The sequence below is a fragment of the Cellulomonas sp. genome, from assembly GCF_036279715.1.
GTDB lineage: Bacteria > Actinomycetota > Actinomycetes > Actinomycetales > Cellulomonadaceae > Cellulomonas_A.
Map to the genome: position 1 here is coordinate 1 of NZ_DASUIR010000010.1, position 25,128 is coordinate 25,128.

General features: G+C 73.8%; 20 protein-coding genes and 2 pseudogenes. 7 read left to right on the forward strand and 15 right to left on the reverse strand.

Annotation, left to right across the window (positions count from 1 at the left end; all coding sequences use genetic code 11):
• Positions 1 to 397, reverse strand: a pseudogene (locus tag VFW79_RS00830) (RNA methyltransferase); the annotation flags it as partial.
• Positions 394 to 1,638, reverse strand: coding sequence for a formate-dependent phosphoribosylglycinamide formyltransferase (purT, locus tag VFW79_RS00835; RefSeq protein WP_329675424.1), 1,245 nt, complete (start codon positions 1,636 to 1,638; stop codon positions 394 to 396). The pseudogene VFW79_RS00830 and the gene purT, both read right to left, overlap by 4 nt.
• A 92-nt stretch (positions 1,639 to 1,730) precedes the next feature.
• On the opposite strand from purT, the gene VFW79_RS00840 reads away from it, so the two are divergent.
• Genes VFW79_RS00840 through VFW79_RS00850 form a run of 3 tightly spaced genes read left to right on the forward strand, consistent with a single transcriptional unit; the run spans position 1,731 to position 4,078 of the window.
• Positions 1,731 to 2,450, forward strand: coding sequence for a VTT domain-containing protein (locus tag VFW79_RS00840; RefSeq protein ID WP_329675425.1), 720 nt, complete (start codon positions 1,731 to 1,733; stop codon positions 2,448 to 2,450).
• Positions 2,451 to 2,510: 60 nt separating this feature from the next.
• Complete coding sequence (locus VFW79_RS00845; RefSeq protein WP_329675426.1) at positions 2,511 to 3,284, forward strand: HAD-IIA family hydrolase; 774 nt, start codon at positions 2,511 to 2,513, stop codon at positions 3,282 to 3,284.
• Positions 3,281 to 4,078, forward strand: a complete 798-nt coding sequence (locus VFW79_RS00850; protein WP_329675427.1) for a YwiC-like family protein — start codon at positions 3,281 to 3,283, stop codon at positions 4,076 to 4,078. Before VFW79_RS00845 ends, VFW79_RS00850 begins: the two co-directional genes overlap by 4 nt.
• 22 nt (positions 4,079 to 4,100) lie before the next feature.
• Here VFW79_RS00850 and VFW79_RS00855 read toward each other — a convergent pair whose 3' ends face one another.
• The 4 genes from VFW79_RS00855 to VFW79_RS00870 are packed head-to-tail and all read right to left on the reverse strand — an operon-like array spanning position 4,101 to position 6,824.
• Positions 4,101 to 4,709 carry a LemA family protein gene (locus VFW79_RS00855; RefSeq protein ID WP_329675428.1) on the reverse strand — a complete coding sequence of 203 codons (609 nt, stop codon included), beginning with the start codon at positions 4,707 to 4,709 and terminating at the stop codon, positions 4,101 to 4,103.
• The gene (locus VFW79_RS00860) at positions 4,706 to 5,431 is read right to left on the reverse strand and encodes a hypothetical protein (RefSeq protein ID WP_329675429.1); all 726 of its coding nucleotides are present in this window, start codon (positions 5,429 to 5,431) and stop codon (positions 4,706 to 4,708) included. Before VFW79_RS00860 ends, VFW79_RS00855 begins: the two co-directional genes overlap by 4 nt.
• 11 nt (positions 5,432 to 5,442) lie before the next feature.
• A complete protein-coding gene (gene pyrE, locus VFW79_RS00865; RefSeq protein ID WP_329675430.1) occupies positions 5,443 to 6,036 on the reverse strand; it encodes an orotate phosphoribosyltransferase in 594 nt (197 codons plus the stop codon).
• Entirely contained in the window at positions 6,033 to 6,824 is a 792-nt protein-coding gene (locus tag VFW79_RS00870; protein WP_329675431.1) for an SDR family NAD(P)-dependent oxidoreductase, read from the reverse strand. Before VFW79_RS00870 ends, pyrE begins: the two co-directional genes overlap by 4 nt.
• Positions 6,825 to 6,930: 106 nt before the next feature.
• Here VFW79_RS00870 and VFW79_RS00875 point away from each other — a divergent pair, with 106 nt between their 5' ends.
• From VFW79_RS00875 to VFW79_RS00885, 3 genes are all read left to right on the forward strand, one after another.
• Positions 6,931 to 7,737, forward strand: coding sequence for an exodeoxyribonuclease III (locus VFW79_RS00875; RefSeq protein WP_329675432.1), 807 nt, complete (start codon positions 6,931 to 6,933; stop codon positions 7,735 to 7,737).
• Between the two features lie 92 nt (positions 7,738 to 7,829).
• A complete protein-coding gene (locus VFW79_RS00880) occupies positions 7,830 to 8,972 on the forward strand; it encodes a DUF4190 domain-containing protein (RefSeq protein ID WP_329675433.1) in 1,143 nt (380 codons plus the stop codon).
• A gap of 68 nt (positions 8,973 to 9,040) precedes the next feature.
• Positions 9,041 to 9,643: a DUF4190 domain-containing protein gene (locus VFW79_RS00885; protein ID WP_329675434.1), complete on the forward strand. Its 603-nt coding sequence runs from the start codon at positions 9,041 to 9,043 to the stop codon at positions 9,641 to 9,643.
• A gap of 12 nt (positions 9,644 to 9,655) precedes the next feature.
• Here VFW79_RS00885 and VFW79_RS00890 read toward each other — a convergent pair whose 3' ends face one another.
• The 6 genes from VFW79_RS00890 to VFW79_RS00915 form a co-directional block, all read right to left on the reverse strand.
• Positions 9,656 to 12,178 carry a beta-glucosidase family protein gene (locus VFW79_RS00890; protein ID WP_329675435.1) on the reverse strand — a complete coding sequence of 841 codons (2,523 nt, stop codon included), beginning with the start codon at positions 12,176 to 12,178 and terminating at the stop codon, positions 9,656 to 9,658.
• 99 nt (positions 12,179 to 12,277) lie between these two features.
• Positions 12,278 to 12,877 (reverse strand): helix-turn-helix domain-containing protein, encoded by a 600-nt coding sequence (locus VFW79_RS00895; protein WP_329675436.1) that lies wholly within the window; start codon positions 12,875 to 12,877, stop codon positions 12,278 to 12,280.
• Between the two features lie 116 nt (positions 12,878 to 12,993).
• Positions 12,994 to 14,055 (reverse strand): Gfo/Idh/MocA family oxidoreductase, encoded by a 1,062-nt coding sequence (locus tag VFW79_RS00900; RefSeq protein ID WP_329675437.1) that lies wholly within the window; start codon positions 14,053 to 14,055, stop codon positions 12,994 to 12,996.
• A gap of 11 nt (positions 14,056 to 14,066) precedes the next feature.
• On the reverse strand, positions 14,067 to 14,576 hold the full coding sequence (locus VFW79_RS00905) for a heme-degrading domain-containing protein (protein WP_329675438.1): 510 nt from the start codon (positions 14,574 to 14,576) through the stop codon (positions 14,067 to 14,069).
• Positions 14,573 to 17,206, reverse strand: coding sequence for an ATP-dependent chaperone ClpB (gene clpB / locus VFW79_RS00910; RefSeq protein ID WP_329675439.1), 2,634 nt, complete (start codon positions 17,204 to 17,206; stop codon positions 14,573 to 14,575). The genes VFW79_RS00905 and clpB overlap by 4 nt, the downstream gene beginning before the upstream one ends.
• An 89-nt stretch (positions 17,207 to 17,295) precedes the next feature.
• The gene (locus VFW79_RS00915) at positions 17,296 to 17,499 is read right to left on the reverse strand and encodes a dodecin family protein (protein WP_329675440.1); all 204 of its coding nucleotides are present in this window, start codon (positions 17,497 to 17,499) and stop codon (positions 17,296 to 17,298) included.
• A 112-nt stretch (positions 17,500 to 17,611) separates the two neighbouring features.
• On the opposite strand from VFW79_RS00915, the gene VFW79_RS00920 reads away from it, so the two are divergent.
• Positions 17,612 to 18,586 (forward strand): alpha/beta hydrolase, encoded by a 975-nt coding sequence (locus VFW79_RS00920; protein ID WP_329675441.1) that lies wholly within the window; start codon positions 17,612 to 17,614, stop codon positions 18,584 to 18,586.
• Between the two features lie 16 nt (positions 18,587 to 18,602).
• On the opposite strand, the gene VFW79_RS00925 is transcribed toward VFW79_RS00920, so the two are convergent.
• The 3 genes and pseudogenes from VFW79_RS00925 to VFW79_RS00935 all read right to left on the reverse strand — a co-directional run.
• Positions 18,603 to 22,766: a helix-hairpin-helix domain-containing protein gene (locus VFW79_RS00925; protein WP_329675442.1), complete on the reverse strand. Its 4,164-nt coding sequence runs from the start codon at positions 22,764 to 22,766 to the stop codon at positions 18,603 to 18,605.
• 51 nt (positions 22,767 to 22,817) lie between these two features.
• Positions 22,818 to 23,819 carry a hypothetical protein gene (locus VFW79_RS00930; RefSeq protein ID WP_329675443.1) on the reverse strand — a complete coding sequence of 334 codons (1,002 nt, stop codon included), beginning with the start codon at positions 23,817 to 23,819 and terminating at the stop codon, positions 22,818 to 22,820.
• A pseudogene (locus VFW79_RS00935) lies at positions 23,816 to 25,128 on the reverse strand (hypothetical protein); the annotation flags it as partial. The gene VFW79_RS00930 and the pseudogene VFW79_RS00935, both read right to left, overlap by 4 nt.

Genomic DNA, 25,128 nt, shown 5'->3' on the forward strand with positions numbered 1-25,128 from the left:
CGGCGACGTCCGCGTGGTAGCGCACGTGCTGGTAGCGATCGGTGACCATGGCCCCGCGCCGGTTCCACCGGCGCCGGCCCACGATGTGCACCTCGGCGGCTGCGAACGCGTTGGCCGTGCGCACGACGGACCCGATGTTCATGTCGTGCGCCCAGTTCTCGATCGCGACGTGGAACGGGTGGCGGCGGGTGTCGAGGTCCGCCACGACCGCCTCGAGCGTCCAGTACCGGTAGCGGTCGACGACGTTGCGGCGGTCGCCGTGCGCGAGCAGGTCCGGGTCGTAGCGGGGTGCGCCGTCGGGCCCGGCGAGATCCGGCCAGGCGCGCGGGCCACCCGGCCACGGGCCGACGCCGACCTCGCCCTCGACGACGGAGCTCTCGTCACCCACCGCCGTCACGTCAGCTCGACCCGCAGCGCCGTCGCGCTCGACCGCGCGCGCTCCCGCGCCTCGGCGACGTCCACGCCGCGGGCGAGCGTCACGGCCACGCGTCGTCGGCCCGCGACGGACGGCTTGCCGAACAGGCGCACCTGCGCGGTCGGCACCGCGAGGGCCGCCTCCACCCCCGAGAAGACCGGCACGCCCGTGCCCTCCGCGAGCACGGCGCACGACGCCGCCGCGCCCTGCCCGTCCCCCGCGCCGAGCCGCAGCACGTCGCCCACGGGCAGCCCGAGCACCGCGCGGGCGTGCAGCGCGAACTCCGAGAGGTCCTGGGACACGAGCGTGACCAGCCCGGTGTCGTGGGGCCGCGGTGACACCTCGGAGAACAGCACGCGGTCGCCGACGACGAACAGCTCGACGCCGAACACGCCCCAGCCACCGAGCGCGTCCGTCACGGTCGCGGCGACGCGCTGGGCCTCGACGAGGGTTTCCGGTGCGAGCGCGGCGGGCTGCCACGACTCGCGGTAGTCGCCGTCGACCTGCACGTGCCCGATCGGCTCGCAGAACGTCGTCCCGCCGACGTGCCGGACGGTGAGCAGGGTGATCTCGGAGTCGAACGCGACGAACCCCTCGACGATGACGCGCGCGGGTGTCCCGTCCGCCGAGCCGGTCGCACGACCCCCGTGCTGCGCGTACTCCCACGCGGAGACGACGTCGTCGTCCACCCGCACGACCGACTGCCCCTTGCCCGACGACGACATGACCGGCTTGACGACGACCGGCAGCCCGAGCTCGCCGACGGCGGTCCGGAGGTCCGCGAGCGAGTCGACGAACCGGTACGGCGACGTGGGCAGTCCCAGCTCCTCGGCGGCGAGCCGGCGGATGCCCTCCCGGTCCATCGTCAGCACCGTCGCGCGGGCGGTGGGCACGACGCGGACCCCGGCGGCCTCGGCCTCGGCCAGCACGTGGGTCGCGATCGCCTCGATCTCGGGGACGACGACGTGGGGGCGCTCGGCGGCCAGCAGTGCGCGCAGCGCGTCGGGGTCGAGCATGTCGACCACGTGCGAGCGGTGCGCGACCTGCATCGCCGGGGCGCCGGAGTACCTGTCGGCCGCGACGACCTCGACCCCGAGGCGCTGCAGCTCGATCGCGACCTCCTTGCCGAGCTCACCCGCGCCGAGCAGCAGGACGCGGGTCGCGCCCGGGGTCAGCGGGGTACCGAGGGTGCCCGGTGTGACGGGCGGCAGGGATGTGGTCATGCGGGCGATTATCCCAGTCGACGGGCCGAGTCGTGCGAGGTCTTCACGTCGCCCGTCGGGTCAGGACACAAGCGCACCCGTACCCTGGTCTGGTGCTCGCACTGACCGCCCTCACCGCAGCCGTGTCCGGCTCCGGTCACCTGGCGACCCTCGGACCCAGCTTCCTCAACCCCGATCATCTGATCGAGTCGTTCGGCGCGTACGCGCTCATCGGCGTCGTGATCGTGGTCTTCATCGAGACGGGTCTGCTGTTCCCGCTGCTCCCGGGCGACTCGCTGCTGTTCACCGCGGGCGCCCTGGTCGCCCAGGACGTCCTGCACTTCCCGCTGTGGCTGCTCTGCCTGCTGCTGTTCCTCGCGGCGTTCGGCGGGGACCAGTGCGCGTACTGGATCGGCCGCACGCTCGGCCCGAAGGTGTTCGACCGGCCCGACTCGAAGATCTTCAAGCGCAGCCACATCGACGAGACGAACGCCTACTTCGAGCGGTACGGCGGCCGGACGATCATCATCGCGAGGTTCATCCCGTTCGTGCGGACGTACGCGCCCGTGGCCGCGGGGGTCGGGCACATGTCGTACCGGCACTACGTCTCGTTCGACGTCGTCGGCGCGCTGCTGTGGGGCGTCGGCGTCACGATGCTCGGCTACGCGCTCGGCAACATCCCCTTCATCAAGGCGAACATCGAGTACCTGCTCATCGGCGTGGTCCTGCTCTCGCTCGTCCCCATCGGGATCAAGCTCGCCCGCTCGTGGCTCGCCGCGCGTCGGGCCCCGGTGGTCGTGGTCGCCGACGAGACCGCCGACGAGCCCGTCTGACGGCTCGGGTTCCCCACCGAACCGAACCACCGACCTGTCCCACCGAGCCGCGAGGACACCATGACCCGCGAGATCCGCAGCTGGCTGACGGACATGGACGGCGTGCTCGTCCACGAGGGGACGGCCCTGCCCGGCGCCGCCGACTTCGTGCGCGCGCTGCGGGACGCCGGCCGGCCGTTCCTCATCCTGACGAACAACTCGATCTTCACGCCGCGTGACCTGCACGCGCGCCTCGCGTCGTCGGGTCTCGACGTGCCCGAAGAGGCGATCTGGACGTCGGCGCTCGCGACCGCGCAGTTCCTCGACGACCAGGTCCCGGGCGGCAGCGCCTACACGATCGGCGAGGCCGGCCTGACGACGGCGCTGTGGGAGGTCGGGTACACGCTCACCGACACCGACCCGGACTACGTCGTGCTTGGCGAGACCCGCACGTACTCGTTCGAGGCCATCACGAAGGCGATCCGGCTCATCAAGGGCGGCGCGCGCTTCATCGCGACGAACCCCGACGTGACCGGTCCGAGCGCCGAGGGGGACCTCCCCGCGACCGGTGCGGTCGCCGCGATGATCACCGCCGCGACAGGTCGCAAGCCCTACTTCGTCGGCAAGCCCAACCCCATGATGTTCCGCTCGGCCCTCAACCGGATCGACGCGCACTCCGAGACGACCGCCATGGTCGGCGACCGCATGGACACCGACATCGTGGCCGGGATCGAGGCCGGCCTGCAGACCTACCTCGTGCTCACCGGCTCCACGCGGGCCGCCGACATCGAGCGCTTCCCGTTCCGGCCGAGCCACGTCGTCGACTCGATCGCGGACCTCGTCTCGCGCGTGTGACCGTCCCCGCGAGCAGCACGGGACGCACCCCGACCCGTCGGCGGCGCGGTCCCGGCTGGATCCCGAACCAGCACGGCGCGTGGGCGATGCTCGTCCTGCCCGTGGTCGTGGGCGCCCTGCGCGTCGGACCGACGTGGCGTCACCTGCTGCTCGGAGTCGCGTGGCTCGCCGCGTATCTCGCGTTCTTCGCGACCGGGCTCTGGCTGCGGTCCGGTCGCAAGGCGCGCTACTGGCCCCCGGTGCGCGCGTACGCGCTGGTCACGGCCGCGCTCGGGCTCGCTCTGCTCTCGAGTCGTCCGGCGCTCGTCACGTGGGGTGTCGTGTACGCACCGCTCCTCGCGGTCAGCCTGTGGCACTCGGTGCGGCGCACCGACCGGTCGCTCGTCAACGACGCGGCGACCGTGGTCGCGGCGAGCGTCATGGTCGCCGTCGCGGCGGGCCTGGGACCGGCGACGCCACACGCCTGGACGTGGCTTCCGGCCGCGACAGACGGAGCCACGTGGGCCGTCACGGGGCTCGTGCTCGCCTACTTCTTCGGCACCGCGCTGTACGTCAAGACGATGATCCGCGACCGTGGCGACCGGCGCCGGTACGTCGAGTCCGTCGGGTACCACGCGCTCGTCTGCGTGCCCGCACTCGCGTGGAGCCCCTGGGCGGGCGTGCTGTTCCTCGCGCTCGCCGTGCGGGCCGCCGTCGTCCCCCGGCTCTGGCCGCACGCCACGCCGCGCAGCGTCGGACTCGGCGAGGTCGGCGCGTCGGTGGCTCTCGCGCTCGTCCTCGTCGCCGTCGGCTGAGCCCAGCGGTCTGGGGTCCGGCTCAGACGGTCGGCGCGCCCGGTGCCGGGGCGTCGCCCGCGCCGAAGCTGACCTGCGGCGCCGCACGCACCGCGAGGTCCTCGGTCTCGAAGTACTCGGCGCGCACGAAGCCGAACGCCCCCGCGATGAGGTTCGCGGGGAACGACTCGACCTTGGTGTTGAGCGTGCGCACGTTGGCGTTGTAGAACCGGCGCCCCGCCGCGATGCGGTCCTCGGTGTTGGTCAGCTCGGCCTGGAGCTGCTGGAAGTTCTCGCTCGCGCGCAGCACGGGGTACGCCTCGGCGACCGCGAACAGCCGTCCGAGGGCCTGCGTGAGCACGTTCTCGGAGGCTGCCTGCTGCGCGGGGGACTGCCCGCCACCCGACGCCGCGGCGCGTGCCCGGCTCACGTCGTCGAACACGCCGCGCTCGTGCGCCGCGTAGCCCTTGACGGTCTCGACGAGGTTCGGGATGAGGTCGTGGCGTCGGTTGAGCTCGACGTCGATCTGCCGCCACGCCTCCTGCACGAGGTTGCGCAGGCGGACGAAGCCGTTGTAGGTGGCGACGGCCCAGATCAGGACGATGACGATGATCGCCACGATGACGAGCAGTGCGATGGTGATGCCGGTCACGAGTTCCCCCGGGTGATTGGGTCGGTCATCGGATCGTAGCCGTGGTCCATCCACACGTGTCGAGGAATCGCACGAGCGACCGCCACGAGCACCCCGAGCCGGCGGGCGAGGGTGTCGGTGTCGGTCGCGCCGTACGCCCACGACAGGATCGAGGTGCCCTCGATGCGTACGCACTCACCGGTCGCGTCGGGGCGCAGGAGACGCTCCATCAGCCGCGGGTTGACGATCGCGTGCGCGACCGCGAGGTCCCGGCTCTCGACGCGCCACGCGCGGTTGAACGCGTCCGACTCGAACTGGATGTCCTGGCCGCCGACGACCTTCGCGAGCTTCGCGCCGAGCCCGTCGGGCGTGAGCTCGACGCTCGGGAGGTACGCGGGCAGGTCCAGCGCGACGACGTGCCGGACGTACGTCGACTGGTTCTTCCCGGAGCCGGTCGTCCAGCGGTAGGTGAACGACGTCGCGGGCATGCCCTCGAAGTGACCGCGCAGTACCTCGGTCGCCCGCCGTGCGTGGCCCTGGCCGAACGGCTCACCCGTCCACCGCTGGGTGAGCGACGGGTCGCTGCCCTCGAACCGCCAGCCGGTCGCGGCCGCCCAGGCCGTGAGCCGCTCGGTCCGCTTGCGCTGGAGCCACCAGGCGCCGACGAGACCGAGCGGGATGCCGACGACGAGCAGGACGAGCCAGAACGACTGGAAGACGTCGGAGCCGCTCGGGACGAGCACGGGACCGCTGCTCAGGCCAGGCCGAGGTCGGTCAGGTCGAACAGGAAGTGGTACGGCACGCCGAGCGCCTCGATCTTCTCGCGTGCTCCGGTCGACCGGTCGACGATCACCGCGACGCCCATGACCTCGGCGCCCGCCTCGCGCGCGGCCTCGACCGCGGCGATGGGGGACGCACCGGTCGTCGAGGTGTCCTCGAGGACCACGACGCGGCGGCCCGCGATGTCCGGGCCCTCGATGCGGCGCTGCATCCCGTGCGCCTTGGCCTCCTTGCGGACGACGAACGCGTCGAGGTCCTGCCCGCGCGATGCCGCGGCATGCAGGAGGGCCGTCGCGACGGGGTCCGCGCCGAGCGTCAGGCCGCCGACCGCGTCGATCTCGGCGGTGCCGAGGCCGACCTCCTCGAGCAGGTCGAGCAGCACGTGCCCGACGAGCGGAGCCGCACGGTGGTGCAGCGTGATGCGGCGTAGGTCCACGTAGTAGTCGGCCTCGCGCCCGGAGGACAGCGTGACCTTGCCGCGCACCACGGCCAGCTCGGTGATGAGGTCGCGGAGCTGCTCGCGCGGCGTCGGCGACAGCTCGGCTCCCCGGGACGTCTCGGTGGTCACAACGACTCGCTCTCGCTCGCGGCGGTGGTCAGACGGTGGCGGTAGTTCCCGAGCGCCCGCACGGCGAACCGCGGCAGCACGCGCGCGATCCCGGACGCCGCCTGGTAGCGCAGGCTCGGGGTCGACAGGACAGCTCCGCGGCGCACGTCGGCCAGCGCGATCGCGACCACCGCATCCGCGTCGAGCCAGGCGATGTCCGGCAGCGCGGTCATGTTGATCCCCGCGCGCTCGTGGAACTCGGTGTGGACGAACCCGGGGCTGACGACGGTCGCCGTCACTCCCGTGCCCTTCAGCTCGACCGCGAGGCCCTCGGTGAACGTCCGCACCCACGCCTTGTGCGCCGAGTACGTGCCCGACGCGAGCAGCGCAGCGATCGACGCGACGTTGAGGATGGCGCCGCGACCCCGCTCGACCATCGCGCCCGCGGCCGCGTGGGAGAGGACGAGGACCGCGTGGACCATGACCGCGATCGCGCGCTCCTCGACGTCCAGGTCGCCGCCGACGAACCGCTGGTTCAGGCCGACCCCCGCGTTGTTGACGAGCAGCCCGACCGGGTGCTCGGTCGCACGCAGGCGCTCCGCGACCCGTTCGACGTCGGCGCGGACAGTCAGGTCCGCGGGGAGGACCTCGACGCGCACCCCTGCGGCGGCACGGAGCTGGCTCGCGAGGTGCTCGAGGCGGTCGGCGTCGCGGGCCACGAGCACGACGTCGTGCTTCGCGGTCGCGAGCTGCCAGGCGAACTCCAGGCCGAGGCCAGCGCTCGCGCCGGTGATCAGTGCGGTTCCCATGCGGCCACCCTACGGACCAGCCCGCCGGTTGTCAGACCCCGGGCCGGGTGTCCTGCAGATCCGCACCGACCGCCCGGTGACGGTCGGTCCGGCTAGCCTGACCGTCATGCGCCTCGCGACCTGGAACATCAACTCGATCCGCTCCCGCGCCGACCGGGCGCTGGCCTTCCTCGAGCGCTCGGGCACGGATGTGCTCGCGCTGCAGGAGACCAAGTGCAAGGACGAGCAGTTCCCGCGGGAGGCCTTCGAGGCCGCCGGGTATGAGGTCGCGACGAACGGCCACAGCCAGTGGAACGGGGTCGCGATCATCTCGCGGGTCGGGATCGCGGACGTCGAGCGGGGCTTCGTCGGGCAGCCCGCCTGGGGTGAGGAGCCGGCCATCGAGGCGCGCGCGCTCGGTGCGACCTGCGGCGGCGTGCGCGTGTGGAGCCTGTACATCCCGAACGGGCGGGAGATCGACAACCCGCACTACGCCTACAAGCTCGAGTGGCTCGAGCGCCTCAAGGAGCAGGCGGCGTCCTGGCTCACGCCCGGGCCCGACGGCGTCGGCGACCCGTCAGCGCAGATCGCGCTCGTCGGGGACTGGAACATCGCCCCGCTCGACGAGGACGTCTGGGACATCGAGGTGTTCGCCGGCCGGACCCACGTCACGCCCGCCGAGCGTGCCGCGTTCGCGGCGTTCGCGACCGCGGGGTACACCGAGGTCACCCGCGAGCACATCCGCGCTCGCACGTTCACGTACTGGGACTACCAGCAGCTCCGGTTCCCACGGAACGAGGGCATGCGCATCGACTTCACGTACGCGTCGCCGACCCTCGCCGCCCGCGTGACCGGCGTGACCATCGACCGGAACGAGCGCAAGGGCAAGGGCGCGTCCGACCACGTCCCGGTCATCCTCGACCTCGCGGACTGAGCTGCGCGGGGCCTCTGAGCCCGTCGAGCCGATCGGGTGGCAGGCTGTGGAACGACCTCTCCCAGCCCGCCCGCTCCGCTAGGTTCGACGCCATGAGCACGCCGCCGACCTGGCCTCTTCCGCAGCCTGAGCGCCCCAACCCGTTCGCGCCGCCCGCCGCGCAGCCGGACGGGACGACCGCCGGGGTGCCGTCACCCTACGGGGCCGGGTACGCGCCGCCGACCGGGTACGACGCGGCACCCACGCCGCCGCCGTCCTGGACGCCCGAGCCCGAGCCCAGCCACGAGCCCCCGTTCGCGCCGGGCTCCGCCTCGACGCCGGGCTACCCGCCCGCGACGCCCGGCTACCCGCAGGCGACGCCCGGCTACCCGCAGGCCTCGGGGTACCCGCCCGCAGCCCCGGGCTACCCGATGGCGGCCCCGGCCTACGGAGCGCCGCAGGGGCAGGGCGCCTACGGCTACCCGCAGGCGCAGTCGCAGGTCCCGTCGTACGGATACGCGCACGGCCAGGGCGCGTACGGCTACCCGGCGCCGCAGTGGGGCAACCCGCAGCCTCCGTGGGACGGCCTCGCGATCGCCTCGATCTCGACGAGCGGCGCCGGGATCGTCCTGATGGGCATCACCGGTCCGGTCGGGATCGGGCTCGGGATCGCGTCCCTCCGCAAGATCCGGCGCACGGGTGCGCGCGGCCGTGGCCTGGCCTGGGCGGGGATCAGCATCGGCATCGTGATGACCCTGTTCATCATCGGGTTCGTGTGGCTCGTCGCCGTCAGCGCCGAGTACGGCTGGAACAGCACGCGCAGCTCGTCGAGGACGTCGACTCCCCTCACCGAGCAGACGCAGGAGCCCATCGGGTTCCTCGCGTTCGACGAGCGGCTGTGGCCGGGCGACTGCCTGGAGGTCCTCCCGTCCGCGGACCTCCTCGACCCGGCGTTCGTCGACTGCGCTACGCCGCATGCCGCGGAGGTCCTCGCCTATGAGGAGTTCCTCGCGTCGCCGTCGTCGGTCGACGAGGCGACCGCGGTCCAGGCGGACTGCAGCGACATCGCCGCGTCGTTCGCGCCAGGCGCGCTCATGGCCCAGGTCGCGGGCTCCAACGTGTGGGCGCCCTCGGACGTCGACTGGCTGAACGGCGTGCGGTCGGGCTACTGCCTGCTGGTGAGCAGCCCTGGAACCTTGACCGGCTCGGCCCTCGACGGGACCCTCGCCGGCGAGTCGCCGCAGGTGCAGTCCTGACCGCCTGGTCCGACCCTGACGGCTCGTCGAACGAGCCGTACTACGCGCCGGGCTGGCAGGCTCCGCGGGTGCCGCTCGAGCCGCTCGCAGTGGCCTCGGTCGTCACCGGAGCACTCGCGCTGGGGCCGGTCGCAGGCGTGCTGGGGTTCCTCGCGCTGCGCCGGATCCGTGCGCGCGGCACCCGCGGCCGCGGGCTCGCCTGGATCGGGCTCGCGCTCGGCGTCGTCGGCACCCTCGTGCTCGTCGGCGTCCTCGTCGGGACGGCGCTCACGGCCCGCAACCAGCGCCCGCTCCCGGCGGACGTCACGGCGCCCCGCGAGGCCCACGCGCGCCAGCTCGTCACAGGCAGCTGCGTCGACCCGCTGCCGACCGGCGCGGAGGTCGACGCCGTGCGGGTCGTGCCGTGCGGCGATCCGCACGCAGCCCAGGTCGTCACGGAGTACGCGTTCGACGACGCCGCCGTCTGGCCCGGTCAAGCCGCGGCGGACGCCCGGGTCGCGGCATCGTGCGACCTGACCCCGACCGAGCGGGACGCCGGCGTGCGTGCGGTCGCCTGGGCGCCCACCGCAGCCTCGTGGGCCCGCGGGGACCGGCTCGGCCTGTGCCTGGCCACCACCGACGCAGGCAAGCTCACCGGGTCGTTCCTCGACGGGACGGTCCACCTGCCCTGACGGACGCTGGTCTCAGCGGATGACCGTCGCGTCCAGGGCCGAGTCCGTGGCGTCCCGCGCGACGACGAGCGTGAACCGACCCGGCTCGGCCGTCCACGCGTGCGTCGCGGAGTCCCAGTGCTGGAACGCGCGTGCCCGCACGAGGACCTCGGCGGTCGTGGTCTGGCCCGGGTCGGCGGTGACGACCGCGGAGCCCGCGAGCCACCGCAGGGGGCGGTCGACCGTCAACGACTCGCGCGCCAGGTACACCTGGACGACCTGACGGCCCGTGCGCTCGCCCGTGTTCGTCACGTCGACGCTCACCCGCACGCTGCCCGACGCCGCGACCGCACCCGAGTGCACGCCGGCGTCCATGATGCGCACGGCGTCGTACGACCACGTCGTGTACCCGAGCCCGAACCCGAACGGGTACGCGGGCTCGATCCCGGCGCGCAGCCATGCCCGGTAGCCGATGTGGATGCCCTCGTCGTACCGCACGACGCCGTCGTGGGGCGTCACGTCGAGGACCGGCACGTCCGCCTCGGTCTTCGGCCACGTCGTCGGCAGGCGCCCGCCGGGCTCGGCGGCGCCGGTGAGGACGTCGGCGAGCGCGTGGCCGTACTCCTGGCCGCCGAACCACGTGAGCAGCACCGCGGCGACGTCGTCGCGCCACGGCATCACGACGGGCGAGCCCGAGTTCACGACGACGACCGTGCGCGGGTTGACCGCCGCGACCGCGGCGACGAGGTCGTCCTGACGGCCGGGCAGGCGCAGGTCGCTGCGGTCGAAGCCCTCGGACTCGACCTTCTCGTTCGTCCCGACGACGACCACGGCCACGTCGGCCGTGCGGGCGGCCTCGACGGCCTCGGCGATGAGCGCGTCGGTCGACTCGACGACGGGCCGCCAGCCCGCCGTGAAGCCCAGCACCTCGGCCAGGTCGGAGCCGTCGGGCATCGACGGGATGCCGGTGAGCGGGTGGGTCCAGTGCAGCCGGTAGGTGCGGCCGGCCTCGACCTCGACGCGGACGGTCGTGCTCGGCGGGGCCATGAGCGCCGCACCGAAGTCCTCCGGTGCGACCAGGAGGTCCGCCTCGAGCACGACGGTGCCGTCGACCTCGAGCGTGGTGCTGCCGATCACGGACCAGCCGAGCTCGATCGGGCCAGACTCGGGCGCGGTGTAGTCGGTCAGGACCTCGAACGTGTGCGCGACCGGCGCGTTGCCGAGCCACATGAGGTCCGTCGCCTGCCGGACCTCGTCGAGCACGACGCCGCCGTCGGCCGCGAGGAACCTCGTGCGGACGCCGGGCGCACCGGTCTCAGGGTCACGTACGTCGTCGAGCGCGAACGGCAGGACGCCGTCGTGCACGAGGGCGCCCGTGGCGAAGGTGATCGTCGCGTCGGGGAGCGCGGCGCGCAGCCCGTCGAGGGGCGAGACCGTCGAGACCGGGACGACCGTCGCGGAGCCGCCGCCCTGGGTGCGCGGGCGCAGCGCGCTCTGCCCGAGGACCGCGATCGTCGCCGGCGCCGGGGAGGTCGGCGTGCCGAGCGGCAGCACGCCGTCGTTGCGCACGAGCACGATGGCGCGCGTCTCGGCCTCGCGGGCGAGCGCGATGTCGGCCGGGTCGGTGCCGACGGTCGCCTCGTGGTCCGAAGCCGGGAGCGTCGGGACGGGGACGGCCGGGTCGAACCCATCGAGCGCGCCCAGGCGGGCCGCGAGCACGAGGATCCGGTGCACCTTGTCGTCGACGACCTCGACCGGGATCTCGCCGGCCTCGACCGCCGCGACCAGGGCGTCGCCCCACGGCCCGTCCGGCCCGGGCATGACGACGTCCTGGCCGGCCGCCGCGGACGCGAGCGAGCGCACGGCCGTCCAGTCGGAGATGACGACGCCGTCAAAACCCCACGTGCCCTTGAGCGGCTCGGTGAGCAGCGGGTGCTCGGTCATGGTCGTGCCGCCGACGGCGTTGTACGCGCTCATGACGCTCCAGGCGCCCGCGTCGACCACGGCGCGCTCGAACGGCACGAGATACAGCTCGTGCAACGCCTGCTCGGACACCTCGACCGACGCGGTGAACCGGTCGGTCTCGAAGTCGTTCGCGACGTAGTGCTTGGGGCACGCGGCGACGCCGTGGTCCTGCAGACCGCGGACGAACGCCTCGGCGATCTCGGCGGTCAGCAGCGGGTCCTCCGAGTACGCCTCGAAGTGCCGGCCGCCGAGCGGGCTGCGGTGCAGGTTGATGGTCGGGCCGAGCACCACGCCGACACCCTTGCGGCGGGCCTCGTTCGCCGCCGCCACACCGTAGCGGTAGGCGATCTCGGGGTCCCAGGTCGCCGCGAGCGCGGTCGCGCTGGGCAGGTTGAGCGAGGGGTCGCGCTCGTCCCAGACGGCGCCGCGGACGCCCGAGGGGCCGTCGGAGACGACGACCGTGCGCAGCCCGACGGCAGGCTCGGCGTGCAGCGACCAGAAGTCGGCGCCGGTGAGCAGGCGGACCTTCTGAGCCAGCGTGAGCCGGGCGACGAGCTCGCCGATCCGGGGGTCCGGGGTGCTGCCAGCCATCATCGACCTCGTCCTGTCGTCGCCGTCGTCGTCATCTCGGGCTTGTGCTTACCAGGCGGTCGGGAGCGAGTCCATTCCAGGACCGGGGAAAAGAAGCCGTCAGGCATCCGCGACGAGGAGCTCGGCGAGCGTCGCCCGGAGCACCGCCGCCATGTCGACGCTGTCCCGGTCGAGCAGCCACTGCACCTGCAGGCCGTCCATCAGCGCGACGAACGCGCGCCCCGCGGCGTCGGGCTCGATGCTGGGCCTCAGCTGACCTGCCGCCCGCGCACCCTCGAACCCGCCCACGCACTGCCCGACGAAGCGCGCGTACCGCGCCACGAAGAAGCCGTGCGCGGGATGGTCCGCCGCCGTCGACTCGGCGGAGAGCACGCAGTACAGCTCGACGATGCCCGGCCGCGTCGCGTTGAACGCCACGAGCTCGACCATGCGCCGCAGCAGCTCGACGCCCTGGAGATGGTCGAGGCCGAACCGCTCCGCGTCGACCTCGTCACGGTGCTCGAGGACCGCGAGCAGCAGCGTCTGCTTGGCCGGGAAGTGGTGCAGCAGGCCGGGGTGGGAGATGCCGACCCGGGTCGCGATCTCTCGCAGCGACGCCGCGCGGTAGCCGACCTCGCCGAACAGCGCGGTCGCCTCGTCGAGGATCAGCTGACGCCGGGCCCGACCGTTCGCGTAGCCGCGGACCACGAGCTCAGTCACGTTCCCTCGACCCCTCACGTTCGACCCGACAGCGAGCACGAGGGTAGCGCTCGCACCCCTCGGCCGACCGTGTTCTCACCACGGCTGGGCGCGCACCGCGGCGCCGTGACCAGCGGCTACTCGCCCGGGAAGACGACTCCGACCTGGCGGCGGACCTCGTCGGCGGTCTCGAGCGTCGCGATCGTCTCGTCGAGCGGCAGCAGCGGCGACTCCGTGAGCCCCTCGGTGACGTACCGCGCGAGGGCCGCCGCCTGGAAGCAGAGGCCCGCGTGGCCGAGGATCCGGTTGTCGTCCCACGTCACCCGCTGCTCGCCGGCGACGAGGGTCACGCTCGTCGGTGTGAACGACTTGGGACCGAGCTCGACGCGGGCCCGCGAGCCGGCGACGGTCCCGGTCTGCGCGGTCTCGGCGAGCATCGTCGTGAACAGCTCGGCGTGCGCGTCGCCCGGGTAGCTGAGCTGGATCGCGGTCTGCGCGTCGACCCCCGTCGCGGCCAGGACGCCCGCGGCCTGGATCGCCGTCGGGCGCAGGCCGAGGCCGGCGTGACGCGCGACGAACGCCGCGAACGCGAGGGGGTAGATGCCGAGGTCGAGGAGCACGCCGCCCCCGAGCTCCGGGTTGAGCAGGCGGTGGGTCGGCGCGGGCTGCGACCGCAGGCCGAAGTCCGAGGTGATGCGGTGCACGTCGCCCAGCGCGCCGTCCTCGAGCAGCTGGCGGATCACGTCGGTGTGCGGCAGGTACCGCGTCCACATGGCCTCCATCGCGAAGACCCCGGCCGCGCGCGCCGCCGCGACGACCTCGCGCGCCTCGCCCGCGTTGCGGGTGAACGCCTTCTCGACGAGCACGTGCTTGCCTGCGGCGATCGCGAGGAGCGCCTGCTCGCGGTGCTCGCTGTGCGGGTTCGCGACGTAGACGACGTCGATCTCCGGGTCCTCGACGAGCTGGGCGTACGAGTCGTACGAGCGCTCGATGCCGTGCGTCGCGGCGAAGGCCGCGGACCGCTCGACCGACCGCGACGCGACCGCGACGACCCGCTGGCCCGTGTTCGCGAGCACCGTCGAGGCGAAGGTCCCCGCGATCTTGCCCGGCGCGAGGATGCCCCAGCGCAGCACAGGCGCGTCCCGCGGGTCCGGGAAGCGCGGGGTCGGGAGGGCCGTCGGTGCGGGTGCTGTCGTCATGCCCCCAGACGCTACCGGGCGCTCCCGAGGTAGACCGCCAGGCCCTCGACGACGAGCGCGTGGTCGTCCTGCTGCGGCAGCCCGGAGATGCCGACGACCCCCACGAGCTGCCCGTTCACGCGCAGCGGGAAGCACCCGCCGTGCGCCGCGTAGCGCTCGGGGTCCAGCTCGGCCCGGGTCTCGAACGTGCCGCCCTCGACCCGGTACCTCGTGCCGACCGCGAACGACGAGTGGCCGTAGTGCCGGACGACCGCGGCCTTGCGGCCGAGCCACCAGTCGTTGTTCGGTGACGTGCCCGGCAGCGCACGCTGGAAGACGGTGTGCGGACCGCCGGACGTGTCGACCTCGACCCGCACGACGACCGGCAGGCCGCGCGACTCCGCCAGGTCGGCGAGAGTCGCGCCGAGGCGTGCCGCGTCCTCGTAGGTCAGGTGCGGCAGGGCCAGCCTGTCCTCCTGGTCGAGCAGCTCGGCGAGGAGTGCGGGGTCGGAGAACGGGACGGTCCCAGGGGCGTCGGTCACGCGACCGACGCTACCGGACGAGCCACCACCGCGAGCGTGAGGCCGGCCGCGCCGTCGTCGGACCGGTCGACCCGGACGGTGTCGCCGTCACGGACCTCGCCGCCGAGCAGCATCCGGGCGAGCCGGTCGCCGATCTCGCGCTGCACGAGCCGACGCAGCGGCCGGGCGCCGTACGCCGGGTCGAAGCCCTCGATCGCGAGCCACTCGCGCGCCGCCGGGGTCACGTCGAGCGTGAGCCGGCGCTCCGTCAGGCGAGCGCCCAGCGCCTTGACCTGGATCTCGACGATGCGGCTGAGCTCGTCGAGGGACAGCGGGTCGAAGAGCACGACGTCGTCGAGGCGGTTGAGGAACTCGGGCTTGAACGCGGCGTGGACGGCAGCCATGACGGCGTCGCGCTTGGCGGCGTCGTCCAGCATCGGGTCCACCAGGAACTGCGAGCCGAGGTTCGACGTGAGCACGAGGATCACGTTGCGGAAGTCGACCGTGCGGCCCTGGCCGTCGGTGAGGCGCCCGTCGTCGAGCACCTGCAGCAGGATGTCGAACACCTCGGGGTGCGCCTTCTCGACCTCGTCGAACAGGACGACCGAGTACGGCCGGCGTCGCACGGCCTCGGTCAGCTGGCCGCCCTCTTCGTACCCGACGTACCCAGGGGGTGCACCGACCAGGCGCGCGACCGAGTGCTTCTCGGAGTACTCGGACATGTCGATCCGGACGATCGCGCGCTCGTCGTCGAACAGGAAGTCCGCGAGCGCCTTCGCGAGCTCGGTCTTGCCGACGCCCGTCGGGCCGAGGAACAAGAACGAGCCCGTCGGCCGGTCGGGGTCGGAGATGCCGGCCCGGGCGCGGCGGACCGCGTCGGACACCGACGCGACGGCGGCGCGCTGACCGATGAGCCGCTGGCCGAGCACGTCCTCCATGCGCAGCAGCTTGGCGCTCTCGCCCTCGAGCAGGCGCCCCGCGGGGATGCCCGTCCAGGCGGACACGACCTCGGCGATCTCGTCGGGACCGACCTTCTCGGCGATCATCGGCTCGGGGACCGGGCCGATCGCATCCTCGACGCCGGCCCGCTGCTCGCGCGCCTCGGCCTCGGCGATCTCGCGCTCGACCGCAGGGATCTCCCCGTACAGCAGGCGGGAGGCGGTCGCGAGGTCGCCGTCGCGCTGCGCCTTGTCCGACTCGATGCGCAGCTCGTCGAGCTTGGCGCGCAGGTCGCCGACCCGGTTGTGGCCCGCACGCTCGTTCTCCCAGCGGGCGGTCAGCGAGGCGAGCTCCTCCGCACGGTCCGCGAGGTCCGCGCGCAGCTTCCCGAGCCGTTCGCGGGACGCGTCGTCGTCCGCGTTCTCGAGCGCGAGCTCCTCCATCTTCAGGCGGTCGACCGCGCGGCGGAGCTGGTCGATCTCGACCGGCGACGAGTCGAGCTCCATGCGCAGCCGGCTCGCGGCCTCGTCGATGAGGTCGATGGCCTTGTCGGGGAGCTGGCGCCCGGAGATGTAGCGGTCCGAGAGGGACGCGGCGGCGACGAGCGCGGCGTCGGAGATCGCGACCTTGTGGTGCGCCTCGTAGCGCTCCTTGAGGCCGCGCAGGATCGCGATGGTGTCCTCGACGCTCGGCTCGCCCACGAAGACCTGCTGGAACCGGCGCTCGAGCGCAGGGTCCTTCTCGATGTGCTGACGGAACTCGTCGAGCGTCGTCGCGCCCACGAGGCGCAGCTCTCCGCGCGCGAGCATGGGCTTGAGCATGTTGCCGGCGTCCATCGAGCCCTCGGCCGCGCCGGCCCCGACGACCGTGTGCAGCTCGTCGATGAACGTGACGATCTCGCCGTCCGACGACTTGATCTCCTCGAGGACGGCCTTGAGCCGCTCCTCGAACTCGCCGCGGTACTTGGCGCCCGCGACCATGGCCGCGAGGTCGAGCGAGACGAGCCGCTTGCCACGCAGCGACTCGGGCACGTCACCCGCGACGATGCGCTGCGCGAGGCCCTCGACGACGGCGGTCTTGCCGACGCCGGGCTCGCCGATGAGGACGGGGTTGTTCTTGGTGCGCCGCGACAGGACCTGCACGACGCGGCGGATCTCGGCGTCGCGGCCGATCACGGGGTCGAGCTTGCCGTCCTTGGCGGCGGCCGTGAGGTCGACGCCGTACTGCTCGAGGGCCTTGTACGTGCCCTCGGGGTTGGGGCTCGTGACCTTGCCCGACCCGCGCACGGTCGGCAGCGCGGCCAGGAGGGCGTCGCGGGACGCGCCGTGGGTGCGCAGAGCGTCGGCAACGCCCGAGCGGCCCGCGGCGATGCCGAGCAGGAGGTGCTCGGTGGACACGTAGTCGTCGCCGAGCGCGCGCGCCTCGGAGGACGCGGCCTCGATCGCGGTCGAGGTCGCGCGCGAGGCGGTCGGCTGCGCGACGGCGGACCCGCTCGCTGCGGGCAGCGCCACCAGGGCCGCCCGGACCGCCCGGCCCAGGGCACCCCGGTCGGCACCGACCGCGTCGAGCAGGCCGTTGGCCACCCCGCCCTCCTGCGCGAGCAGCGCGTTCAGCAGGTGCGCGGGCTCGAGCTGGGGGTTGCCCGCGGCGGACGCCTGCTGGATGGCGTCACCCAGGGCCTCCTGCGACTTGGTGGTGAGCTTGGCGTCCACTCGTCCTCCGGTCCGATGATCGATGATCGGGTTCTGTGAGCACGAACCTGACCGAAGTTGAGTGTATTCCGCTCAAGTCTTGCGTGCCCTCACTCGAGGACGAACGTGACCTCCAGGACGACCTGGTACGCCGAGATCCGGCCGTCGGTCACTTCGACCTTCTGGTCCTTGACCCACGCGCCCGAGATGTTGCGCAGCGTCGTCGCTGCCTTCTCGATGCCGCCGCGGACCGCATCCTCGAAGCTCGTCTCCGAACGTGAGCTGATCTGGGTGATGCGTGCCACCGATCCCATGGCGTCCTCCTCGTCGAGTCGTTCCCGGACCACCCAGCCTCCGCCGCTCCGCGTCGACCCGCAATCGCTGCGCGGCCCGCGCCCGGAACCCGCGCGCGTGCGACGATCACGTATGGCCGACGACGACGTCACCGCACCAGCCCCCGACGCGTTCCCCGACGTGCTCGGCGACGGGTGGACCGCCCGCACGCTGCAGCTGCGGCCCGACGCGCAGGGACAACCCGTCGCGACCCTCGTGCACCTCGAACCCACCGGGCCGGCGCCGCGGCGTGCCGTCCTGTACGTCCACGGGTTCGTCGACTACTTCTTCCAGGCGCACGTCGGCGACGCGTTCGCCGCGCGCGGGTACGACTTCTACGCGCTCGACCTGCGGGACTACGGGCGGTCGATCCGGCCGGGGCGCGAGCCGAACTTCGTGACCGAGCTGGCCGCGTACAGCGAGGAGATCGACGCCGCCGTCCGGCTGCTGCGGGCCGACCACGACCAGCTCGTGGTCGTCGGGCACTCGATGGGCGGGCTGGTCACGTCGCTGTGGGCAGACGCGCGTCGCGGCGCCGGGGTCGTCGACGCGCTCGTGCTCAACAGCCCGTGGCTGGACCTGCGCGGGTCGTGGGTCGAGCGGGTGCCCGTGACGCGGCTCGTCGACGTCGTCGGACGGTTCGTACCACGGCTGCGGGTCGGCGCGCTCGGGCAGCACTACGGTCCCGCGCTGCACTCGGGTACCGGCGGGGAGTGGGACTACGACCTCGCCTGGAAGCCGTTGCTGGGCTTCCCGGTCCGCGCCGGCTGGCTGCGCACGATCCGCCGCGGGCACGCGCGGGTCGCCCGCGGGCTGGCCGTCGACTGCCCTGTCCTCGTCCTGTCGTCGGACGCCTCTGGGCCCGACGACCGGTGGCACGACGCGCTCGTGACGACCGACAGCGTCCTCGACGTCGCGCACATCGCCGCGCGCGCCCCGCTGCTGGGCCCCGACGTGACGTACGTCCAGGTCGCCGGCGGCGCGCACGACCTCGCGCTGTCCCCCGCGCCGGCCCGCGACCGCTACCTCGACGAGGTGCTCGGCTGGCTCGACGAGCGGCTCGGCTGATCCTTCCCCTCCCCGGCTACAGCCCGACCACGACCCGCTCGCCGCGCGTACGGACGAGCTCCGCCGCCGACGCGATGATCTTCGCGGCGAGCTTCGTCGAGACCCCGGGCAGCGCTGCGACGAGCTCGGCGTCCGCCCGGGCCAGCGCGGCGATGTCGCGGACCCCCGCGGCGCGCAGCTGGGCGGCCCGCGTCTGACCGACGAACGCGACGTCCGTGACCGGGGCATCGACGGTCAGCCGGGTGGCAAGGGCCGGCGCCCCGCGCACCGGGGTGGCGAGCACCCGGTCGACCGCTCGGAACTGCGGCAGGGACACGGTCTGCGCCCGGCGCAGCGGGACGCCACCCAGGCGCACGCGCGCGGTGCCGCACGTCGGGCACGGCGTGACGCTGGCCGCCCGACCGGCGTCCGTCACGGCGGTCTTGCCGTGCGTCGCCGGTCCGTGCTGCCCGCACTCCTGGCAGTAGCAGACGTCGCCGTCCTCGCTCGTCGGGGTCACCGGGCACAGGCCGCCGGGCGGGACGGGCACCGGCGCCGGCACCCCGCGGTCGAACGTGACCGAGACGTCCGTCAGGCTCAGCTCGCCGGGCGCCTCCGAGGTGAAGTAGAGCCCCACGTCGGTCGGTGCCCCGACCGCCAGGGTGAGCTCCGCGAGGTGCACGACGGCGCCGGGCGGCAGCGCGACCCGCAGCTGCGCCTCGACGGCGCCGACCGGGACCGCACCCGAGGCGGCCCGCGCGTCGAGGTCGAGGACGTCGAGCGGCAGCCGCACCGGGGTGCCGACCGACAGCCCGGTCTCGTCCCCGAACGTCAGCTCGACGGCGGCTCCGGGCTCACCGCTCGCGGCCGCCGTCACGACCAGGTCGAACCGGTCGCCCGCGACGACCCCCACGAGCTGGCTGACGTCGGACGCCACGGCCCCGCCGTTCGACAGGGTCACCCCGTCGTCGGCGCGCATCACGGTCGTCGAGGCGGCGGCGGGCTGCCACGTCGAGGTCGCCACGTCGGTCGAGCCGCTGAGCGTGACCCGGTCGACGAGCATCCGACCCTCGGGCGTGAAGAACTGCACCTCGGCCTGCGTGGCACCGGCGGGCGCCACGAGGACGACCTCCTGGCGGGGGACGCGGTCGAGCGAGGTGCGCTTCTCCAGGTCGAGCAGCGGGACCGGGACACGGTCGGTGCGCTCGGTCGAGCACGCGTCGCCCCGCCAGATCACCTGCGCCCGGGCGCCGTCGACGAAGGCCACGCCGTCGAACCCGAACCGGTATCGCGCGCCCCCGACGACGGGCACGACCTGTGACATCGACGACTGGGTGGTCGCCGGGACAGGCCGCGGCGTCACGACCTCCTTGCCGGGCGCAGCGTCGTGCAGCAGTCTGACGCTCTGCTTGAGCGTCGAGCTCCCGAGGAGCGCGAGCACCTCGCCCGTCGCCGGCAGGCTCACGGGTCGCACCGTGCCCGCCGTGAGCTCCCACTCGGCGGGCAGCGCGTCCCCGAGCGTGAGCAGCTCGACCGAGGGGTCGTCGAAGCGCGCGACCGTCGCATGGGTCCCCGTCGGGCTCACGGCGACGGCGAGCGCCCCCTCGCCGGGCGGCACCGAGATGTCGGGGTCCGGGAGCATCCGCCGGGCGGTGACGTCCAGGACGGCCACGGTGCCCTCGCGGGCGATGACGGCGAGCGCGCCCTGCGGGTCGAGCGCCCAGGCGCGGGCCGGGTCACCGGCGGCGAGCCGGACCTCCGTGAGCGTCGACAGGTCGGTGGCGCGCAGGTAGCGGACGCGGTCCTCGGCCAGCACCAGCACGACGTCGACGGACGGGCAGGCGACGTCGACCGCGTCGGCCACGGCGTCGACCCCGAGGCGGTCTCCCGCGGCGAGCGCCGCCCGGTCGGCATAGGACCACACGCGTTCTGCTGCGGCGCCCGTCCCGGTGGCGGTGCCCACGACTGCCGGCGTCCCGGTGAGCAGCACGACCCGGCCGTCGGCGCCGCCCGCGAGCGCGAGCGGGAGGCCCGGCACCTCGTCGTGCGGCTGACTGTCCCAGTCGAGCGGGGATCCCCCCGCGGCCGCGATGAGCGCCTCCCAGTCGACGTGGCGCAGGACGGTCGTGGTGCCGGCCGACTCCGCGGAGACGCCGCCCGCGAGGTACACGCCGCGACCGTCCGCCGCGGGCACGATCGCCATCGTCGGCTCGGGCACCGGGACGGACGCACCGACGGACCGGCCCGTCGCGACGTCGAGCAGCTGCAACCACGAGCCGTCGACGCTGCCCCCGGCCGCGACCTCGGGCGTCGTCCCCCAGACGAGGGTCGCGACGAGGAGCCTGCGGCCCGTGGGGTCGAGCGCGAGGGCCGTCGGCTCGGACATGCCGGCGGGGGCGTCGACGGCGACGTCGAGGTCGCTCTGGCCGGAGAGCACGTCGAACACGACGAGCCGCGTGCTGGTCCGGCTGGCCGCGCCGTCGGGGCCGACGGTGGTCCTGCTGCCGACCGTGAGCGCGCGGGCCCCGTCCGCGCCGAACACGCATGCGCGGGCGTCGTACCCGTCGGACGGGTCGGGTGTGAGGTCGCGCGACCGCCGCACCGTGGTCCCCACGCGGTACCAGCTCGCGAAGTCGCCGTTGGCCACGTGCTCGCCGCCGCCCGCTGTCGCACCCCCGCCCGCGGCCGCGAGCGCGGTGTTGACGGCTCCGGCGACGTCGGGGAAGTCGAGGCCGAAGTCGACGGCCCCCGACGCCGCGAACCGCTGCACCGACACCCCGACCTCGGTGCCGCCGGCGCCGACCCGGAGCTCGAGCGGCAGGTGGAAGCCGGTCGTGGCGTGCCGGAGCCGCAGCGCCGCGGCGAGCCCGGGTCCTGTCGGGGCCGGAGGCGTCGTCACGGTGCCGGCCGACGCCGCACGCCACGACAGCCCGCCGTCGCGCGTCCCCTGCAGCGCAGGCCCCACGCCAGCGCTCGGTTCGGGCGCCGGCCCGACCCCCACGCTCCACGCTGCCGACCCGGTGCGCGCCTGCACGACGAGCCACACCCGCCGGCCCGCGGCGACCTCGACCTCGCGCGGCAGCGCGACGTTGACCCACGTCGGCGAGCCGGCATCGTCCCGCGTGAGGGCGACGTCCGCCGGGTGCGGGAGCAGCGACGCGCTCCCGGGCTTGCCGTCGAGGTCGACGACGAGGTCGACGGCCAGCGTCACGGCGGCGGTGACCGCGGTGAGCAGCAGGTCCACGCTCGTGGCGACCACGGTGCCCGCCGGGACGAGCGCCTGCGCGAGGGACTGACCCGCCGCCACGACGACCAGCTCGGTCGCCGTCGCCGCGGTGAGCGCGCCGTGCACGACGCGGGTCGCGGCGAACGCCCCCTGCACGCGCCCGGTCGTCGCGCCCTCGACAGCGACCATGCCGGGCGGCACGCTGACCGCCAGCACCCCGCCACCGGCGACCGGCGCGCCGTCGAACCGGTAGGCCGCCTGCACGGTCCGCACGCCGTCCGGTGCCGCGGACGCCGCCAGGGTGAGGTCGATCGCGAGGTCCACGTCGAGCCGCGCGATCGAGTCGGAGTGGAGGACGAACGGCACGACCCAGCAGCCGTTCTCGACGTCGAGCTCGGGGAGCATCCCCTGCAGCACGTCCGAGAAGTCGGGCGTCGTCACCGGTTCGACGAGGTCGCCGCGGTGCGTGAAGAACACCGGCCCGCCCTCGACCGCGACGGTGACGCCGCTCGGCGGCGACGAGACCCGCAGGACGGACACATCGGCGCCCGCGCGCGGCATCCGCAGCCCCGTCACGGTGAGCCCGGGCAGGTCCGCCGCGTTCGTCAGGGTCATCGGGGCGCCACCGCTGAAGCCACCCAGGGTGTCGACGCCGAGGAACCCTCCGCCGATGTCGACGAGCAGCGGGGAGCCGACGAGACCCGACCCGGTCAGGGCAGCGAGCCGGCGCCGGGCGTGCAGGTCGATCTCGACCGCCGCTGTCGTGACGACCTTCGTCGCGCCGCGGTCCCCCGCACCCGAGCCCGCCCGGAACGTCAGAGTCTCCAGGAACCGTCCCGTCGGGTCGGTGCTCACGGGCGTCAGGGTCAGGACGGCACGCGTCACGACCGCGCCGACCGGCAGCCGGCGCAGCACGAGCCGCTGGTCGCGCTCGAACGGGAGCTGCCCGCCCGCATGCCTCGCGCGGACCTGCATCGTGCGCCTCCTCCTCGTCGAGTCCTGCGCCTGCGCCCGGGGCTGTGCCCGTCAGGCCTTCAGCAGCACCATGAGCTTGAGCTCGCGCTCGAACCGCCCCTGGACGTCGTCGCCCTCGGTGGACAGGGCGTCGGGGTCGATGACCGGGCTGCTCGGGTCGTTGATGTACGCGCGGGCCCGGGCGTCGTCGCCGGGGTCGTGCGGCGTGGGGGGCTTGAACCACACGGCCGTGCGGTTGTTGTCGAGGTGCTGGACGAACACGTTCGCCGGCTGCGGGAACCGCACGGGCGGCGTCGTGGCGTCCACGTAGTTGACCGTCTTGCGCGGCTGGACGATGAACAGCATGTCGTTCCAGTCGCCCTGGTCCTTGAGCCGCTTCACGCTGTGCTGCTCGGAGCAGCACCGCTCGAACCACGGCGAGTGGCAGTACTGGTCGTCGTTGAACCGGTCGTTCGGGGCCTTGAAGAACGCCTTCCAGAACTCCGTCTCGAGGTCGTCGAGGCTCGTCGTGTCGGTGTACGGCACCTTGTACCGCGTGAGCATGTCCGCGAACGGGATCCCGATCTCGGGGCCGTCGGGCGGCTGGATGTCGATCGAGCGACGACCGCCGCTCGCGGTCGGCACCCGCACGCGGCGCTCCTCGCGGTTGACGAGGTAGAACGTCGCGAAGGACGCGCGCGTCTCCTCGTCCTCGTGGCACGCGACCTCGAAGTACTCGAGCTTGTAGAGGTCGACGAGCGGCATCGTGCCGAGGCCGTGCTCGATGATCGTGGGCTCGTCGGCCTTGACCACCTTGAAGAGCTGCTGGTAGCCGGTGCGCCCGCGGACGTCGTCGAGCACGCGCTTGGTGACCTCGGCGGTGAGCGCAGCGAGGTCCTTGCCCTCGAGGTGGGCCGCGTCGTCGGCGTTCGCGACGTGGGTCACCGAGGCCGCGGCCGCCTGGGAGCTCGCCTCGATGTCCGCGTGGATCTTGCGCTGCATGTCGTTCCACGCGTCGGCGGTGAGGATGTCACCGGGCGCCTGCTCGACGTACGGCACGGTGGTGTCGGTCATGGTGTTCCTTCCTCGTCCGGGCGGGGCCCGTCCTGGTGGGTGCGGTGCTCGGAGACGGCCGGGGTGGCCCGGTCCCTCGTGACGATGGCGCGGACGCCGGCTGCCTTGGCCGCGGCGACCCCGACCGGGCCGGGCGCCAGCAGCTGGTCCGCGAGGGTGGGCAGGTCCGGCCCGAGGACGACGGCGCGGGCACTCTCGAACCGCGCGCCCGGCATCGACACCTCGACGTCGTAGATCTCCGGGCCGACGAGCCGTGCGGAGACCCGGATGTCGTTGCCGTACGTGCCCGGCTCGGCGGCCGCGATCTCGACGAACCGCGGGGCCAGTCCCGGTCCGGTGACATACAGGCGCGCGACGTCGTTCGACCGGCCGAGCGTCAGCGGGGTCGGGTCGCGGAAGGGCAGCGTCACCGCGGTCCACCCGAGGGGGACGACGGGCACGTCCTTCGCCTCGACGAGCCTCGACTCGAGGTTGATCCGCCGGACCAGGCGGTCGGGGTCGAGCTCGGGCTCGGTGACGACGCCCGCGATGCGCTCGGGCTCGGCCGCGCCGAACCGCGCCTCGTCGAAGACGCGCCCGAACCGGGGGTCCAGGTCGCGCGGCAGGTTCACCTCGAAGGTGCCGGCAGCGTGGGAGTCCCACGTGACCCGCACGTGCGCCGTCGCGGACCGGGTCGCCGACCCCCCGAAGACCGCCGGGACCTCGGTCGGCGCGAACCGGCTCACGTCGAAGACGGCCTCCTCGGTGCACGGCTCCCCCGCGAACCGGTCCGTGTCGACGACCGCGGAGTCGAACCGCGCGGCACGGCACTCGGTCCAGCTCCAACGGTTGCGGCCCCGGCGCACGGTGAGCGCGGCGCGCGCGCCCGGCGCGGGGTGCTCGGGCACGACGTGGACGAGCTCGGGGGCGAGCACGCGCGTCAGCCCGCGTTCGACCACCGTCGCGGTGACCCCGCCCGCGTCGGTGGGTTCCAGGACGAGGCTCCCACCGGCCCCGATGGCCGCAGCGACCCGGACCGACCAGCCTCCTGCCGGGTCGCCGAGCCGCGGCCACGCCATGCCGCGCGCGGTGTCGACCTCGATCGTGGCCGGGACGTCGGCGGAACCGGCGCTGGTGAACGTCAGCACGCTGCCGTGCGCCACGTCGGCCTCGACGTCGGCGCGCACCGGCGGGTACTCGACGACCTCGAGGTGGCGGACCGGCACGACCTCGACGCGACTGGGCGGCCCGGCCGTGGGGGACACGAGTCGGAGCCGTTCGGACGGGCCGGCCTGGGCCACGCCCGGCAGCACCGTGTCGATCGCGGCGA

Bases quoted from the DNA above. Each gene is read 5' to 3' on its own strand.
- VFW79_RS00870 (WP_329675431.1), bottom strand. From the start codon at position 6,824: ATGGGAACCGCACTGATCACCGGCGCGAGCGCTGGCCTCGGCCTGGAG.
- VFW79_RS00875 (WP_329675432.1), top strand. From the start codon at position 6,931: ATGCGCCTCGCGACCTGGAACATCAACTCGATCCGCTCCCGCGCCGAC.
- VFW79_RS00930 (WP_329675443.1), bottom strand. From the start codon at position 23,819: ATGACCGACACCACCGTGCCGTACGTCGAGCAGGCGCCCGGTGACATC.
- VFW79_RS00920 (WP_329675441.1), top strand. From the start codon at position 17,612: ATGGCCGACGACGACGTCACCGCACCAGCCCCCGACGCGTTCCCCGAC.
- VFW79_RS00845 (WP_329675426.1), top strand. From the start codon at position 2,511: ATGACCCGCGAGATCCGCAGCTGGCTGACGGACATGGACGGCGTGCTC.
- purT (WP_329675424.1), bottom strand. From the start codon at position 1,638: ATGACCACATCCCTGCCGCCCGTCACACCGGGCACCCTCGGTACCCCG.
- VFW79_RS00925 (WP_329675442.1), bottom strand. From the start codon at position 22,766: ATGCAGGTCCGCGCGAGGCATGCGGGCGGGCAGCTCCCGTTCGAGCGC.
- VFW79_RS00890 (WP_329675435.1), bottom strand. From the start codon at position 12,178: ATGGCTGGCAGCACCCCGGACCCCCGGATCGGCGAGCTCGTCGCCCGG.
- VFW79_RS00880 (WP_329675433.1), top strand. From the start codon at position 7,830: ATGAGCACGCCGCCGACCTGGCCTCTTCCGCAGCCTGAGCGCCCCAAC.
- VFW79_RS00900 (WP_329675437.1), bottom strand. From the start codon at position 14,055: ATGACGACAGCACCCGCACCGACGGCCCTCCCGACCCCGCGCTTCCCG.
- VFW79_RS00915 (WP_329675440.1), bottom strand. From the start codon at position 17,499: ATGGGATCGGTGGCACGCATCACCCAGATCAGCTCACGTTCGGAGACG.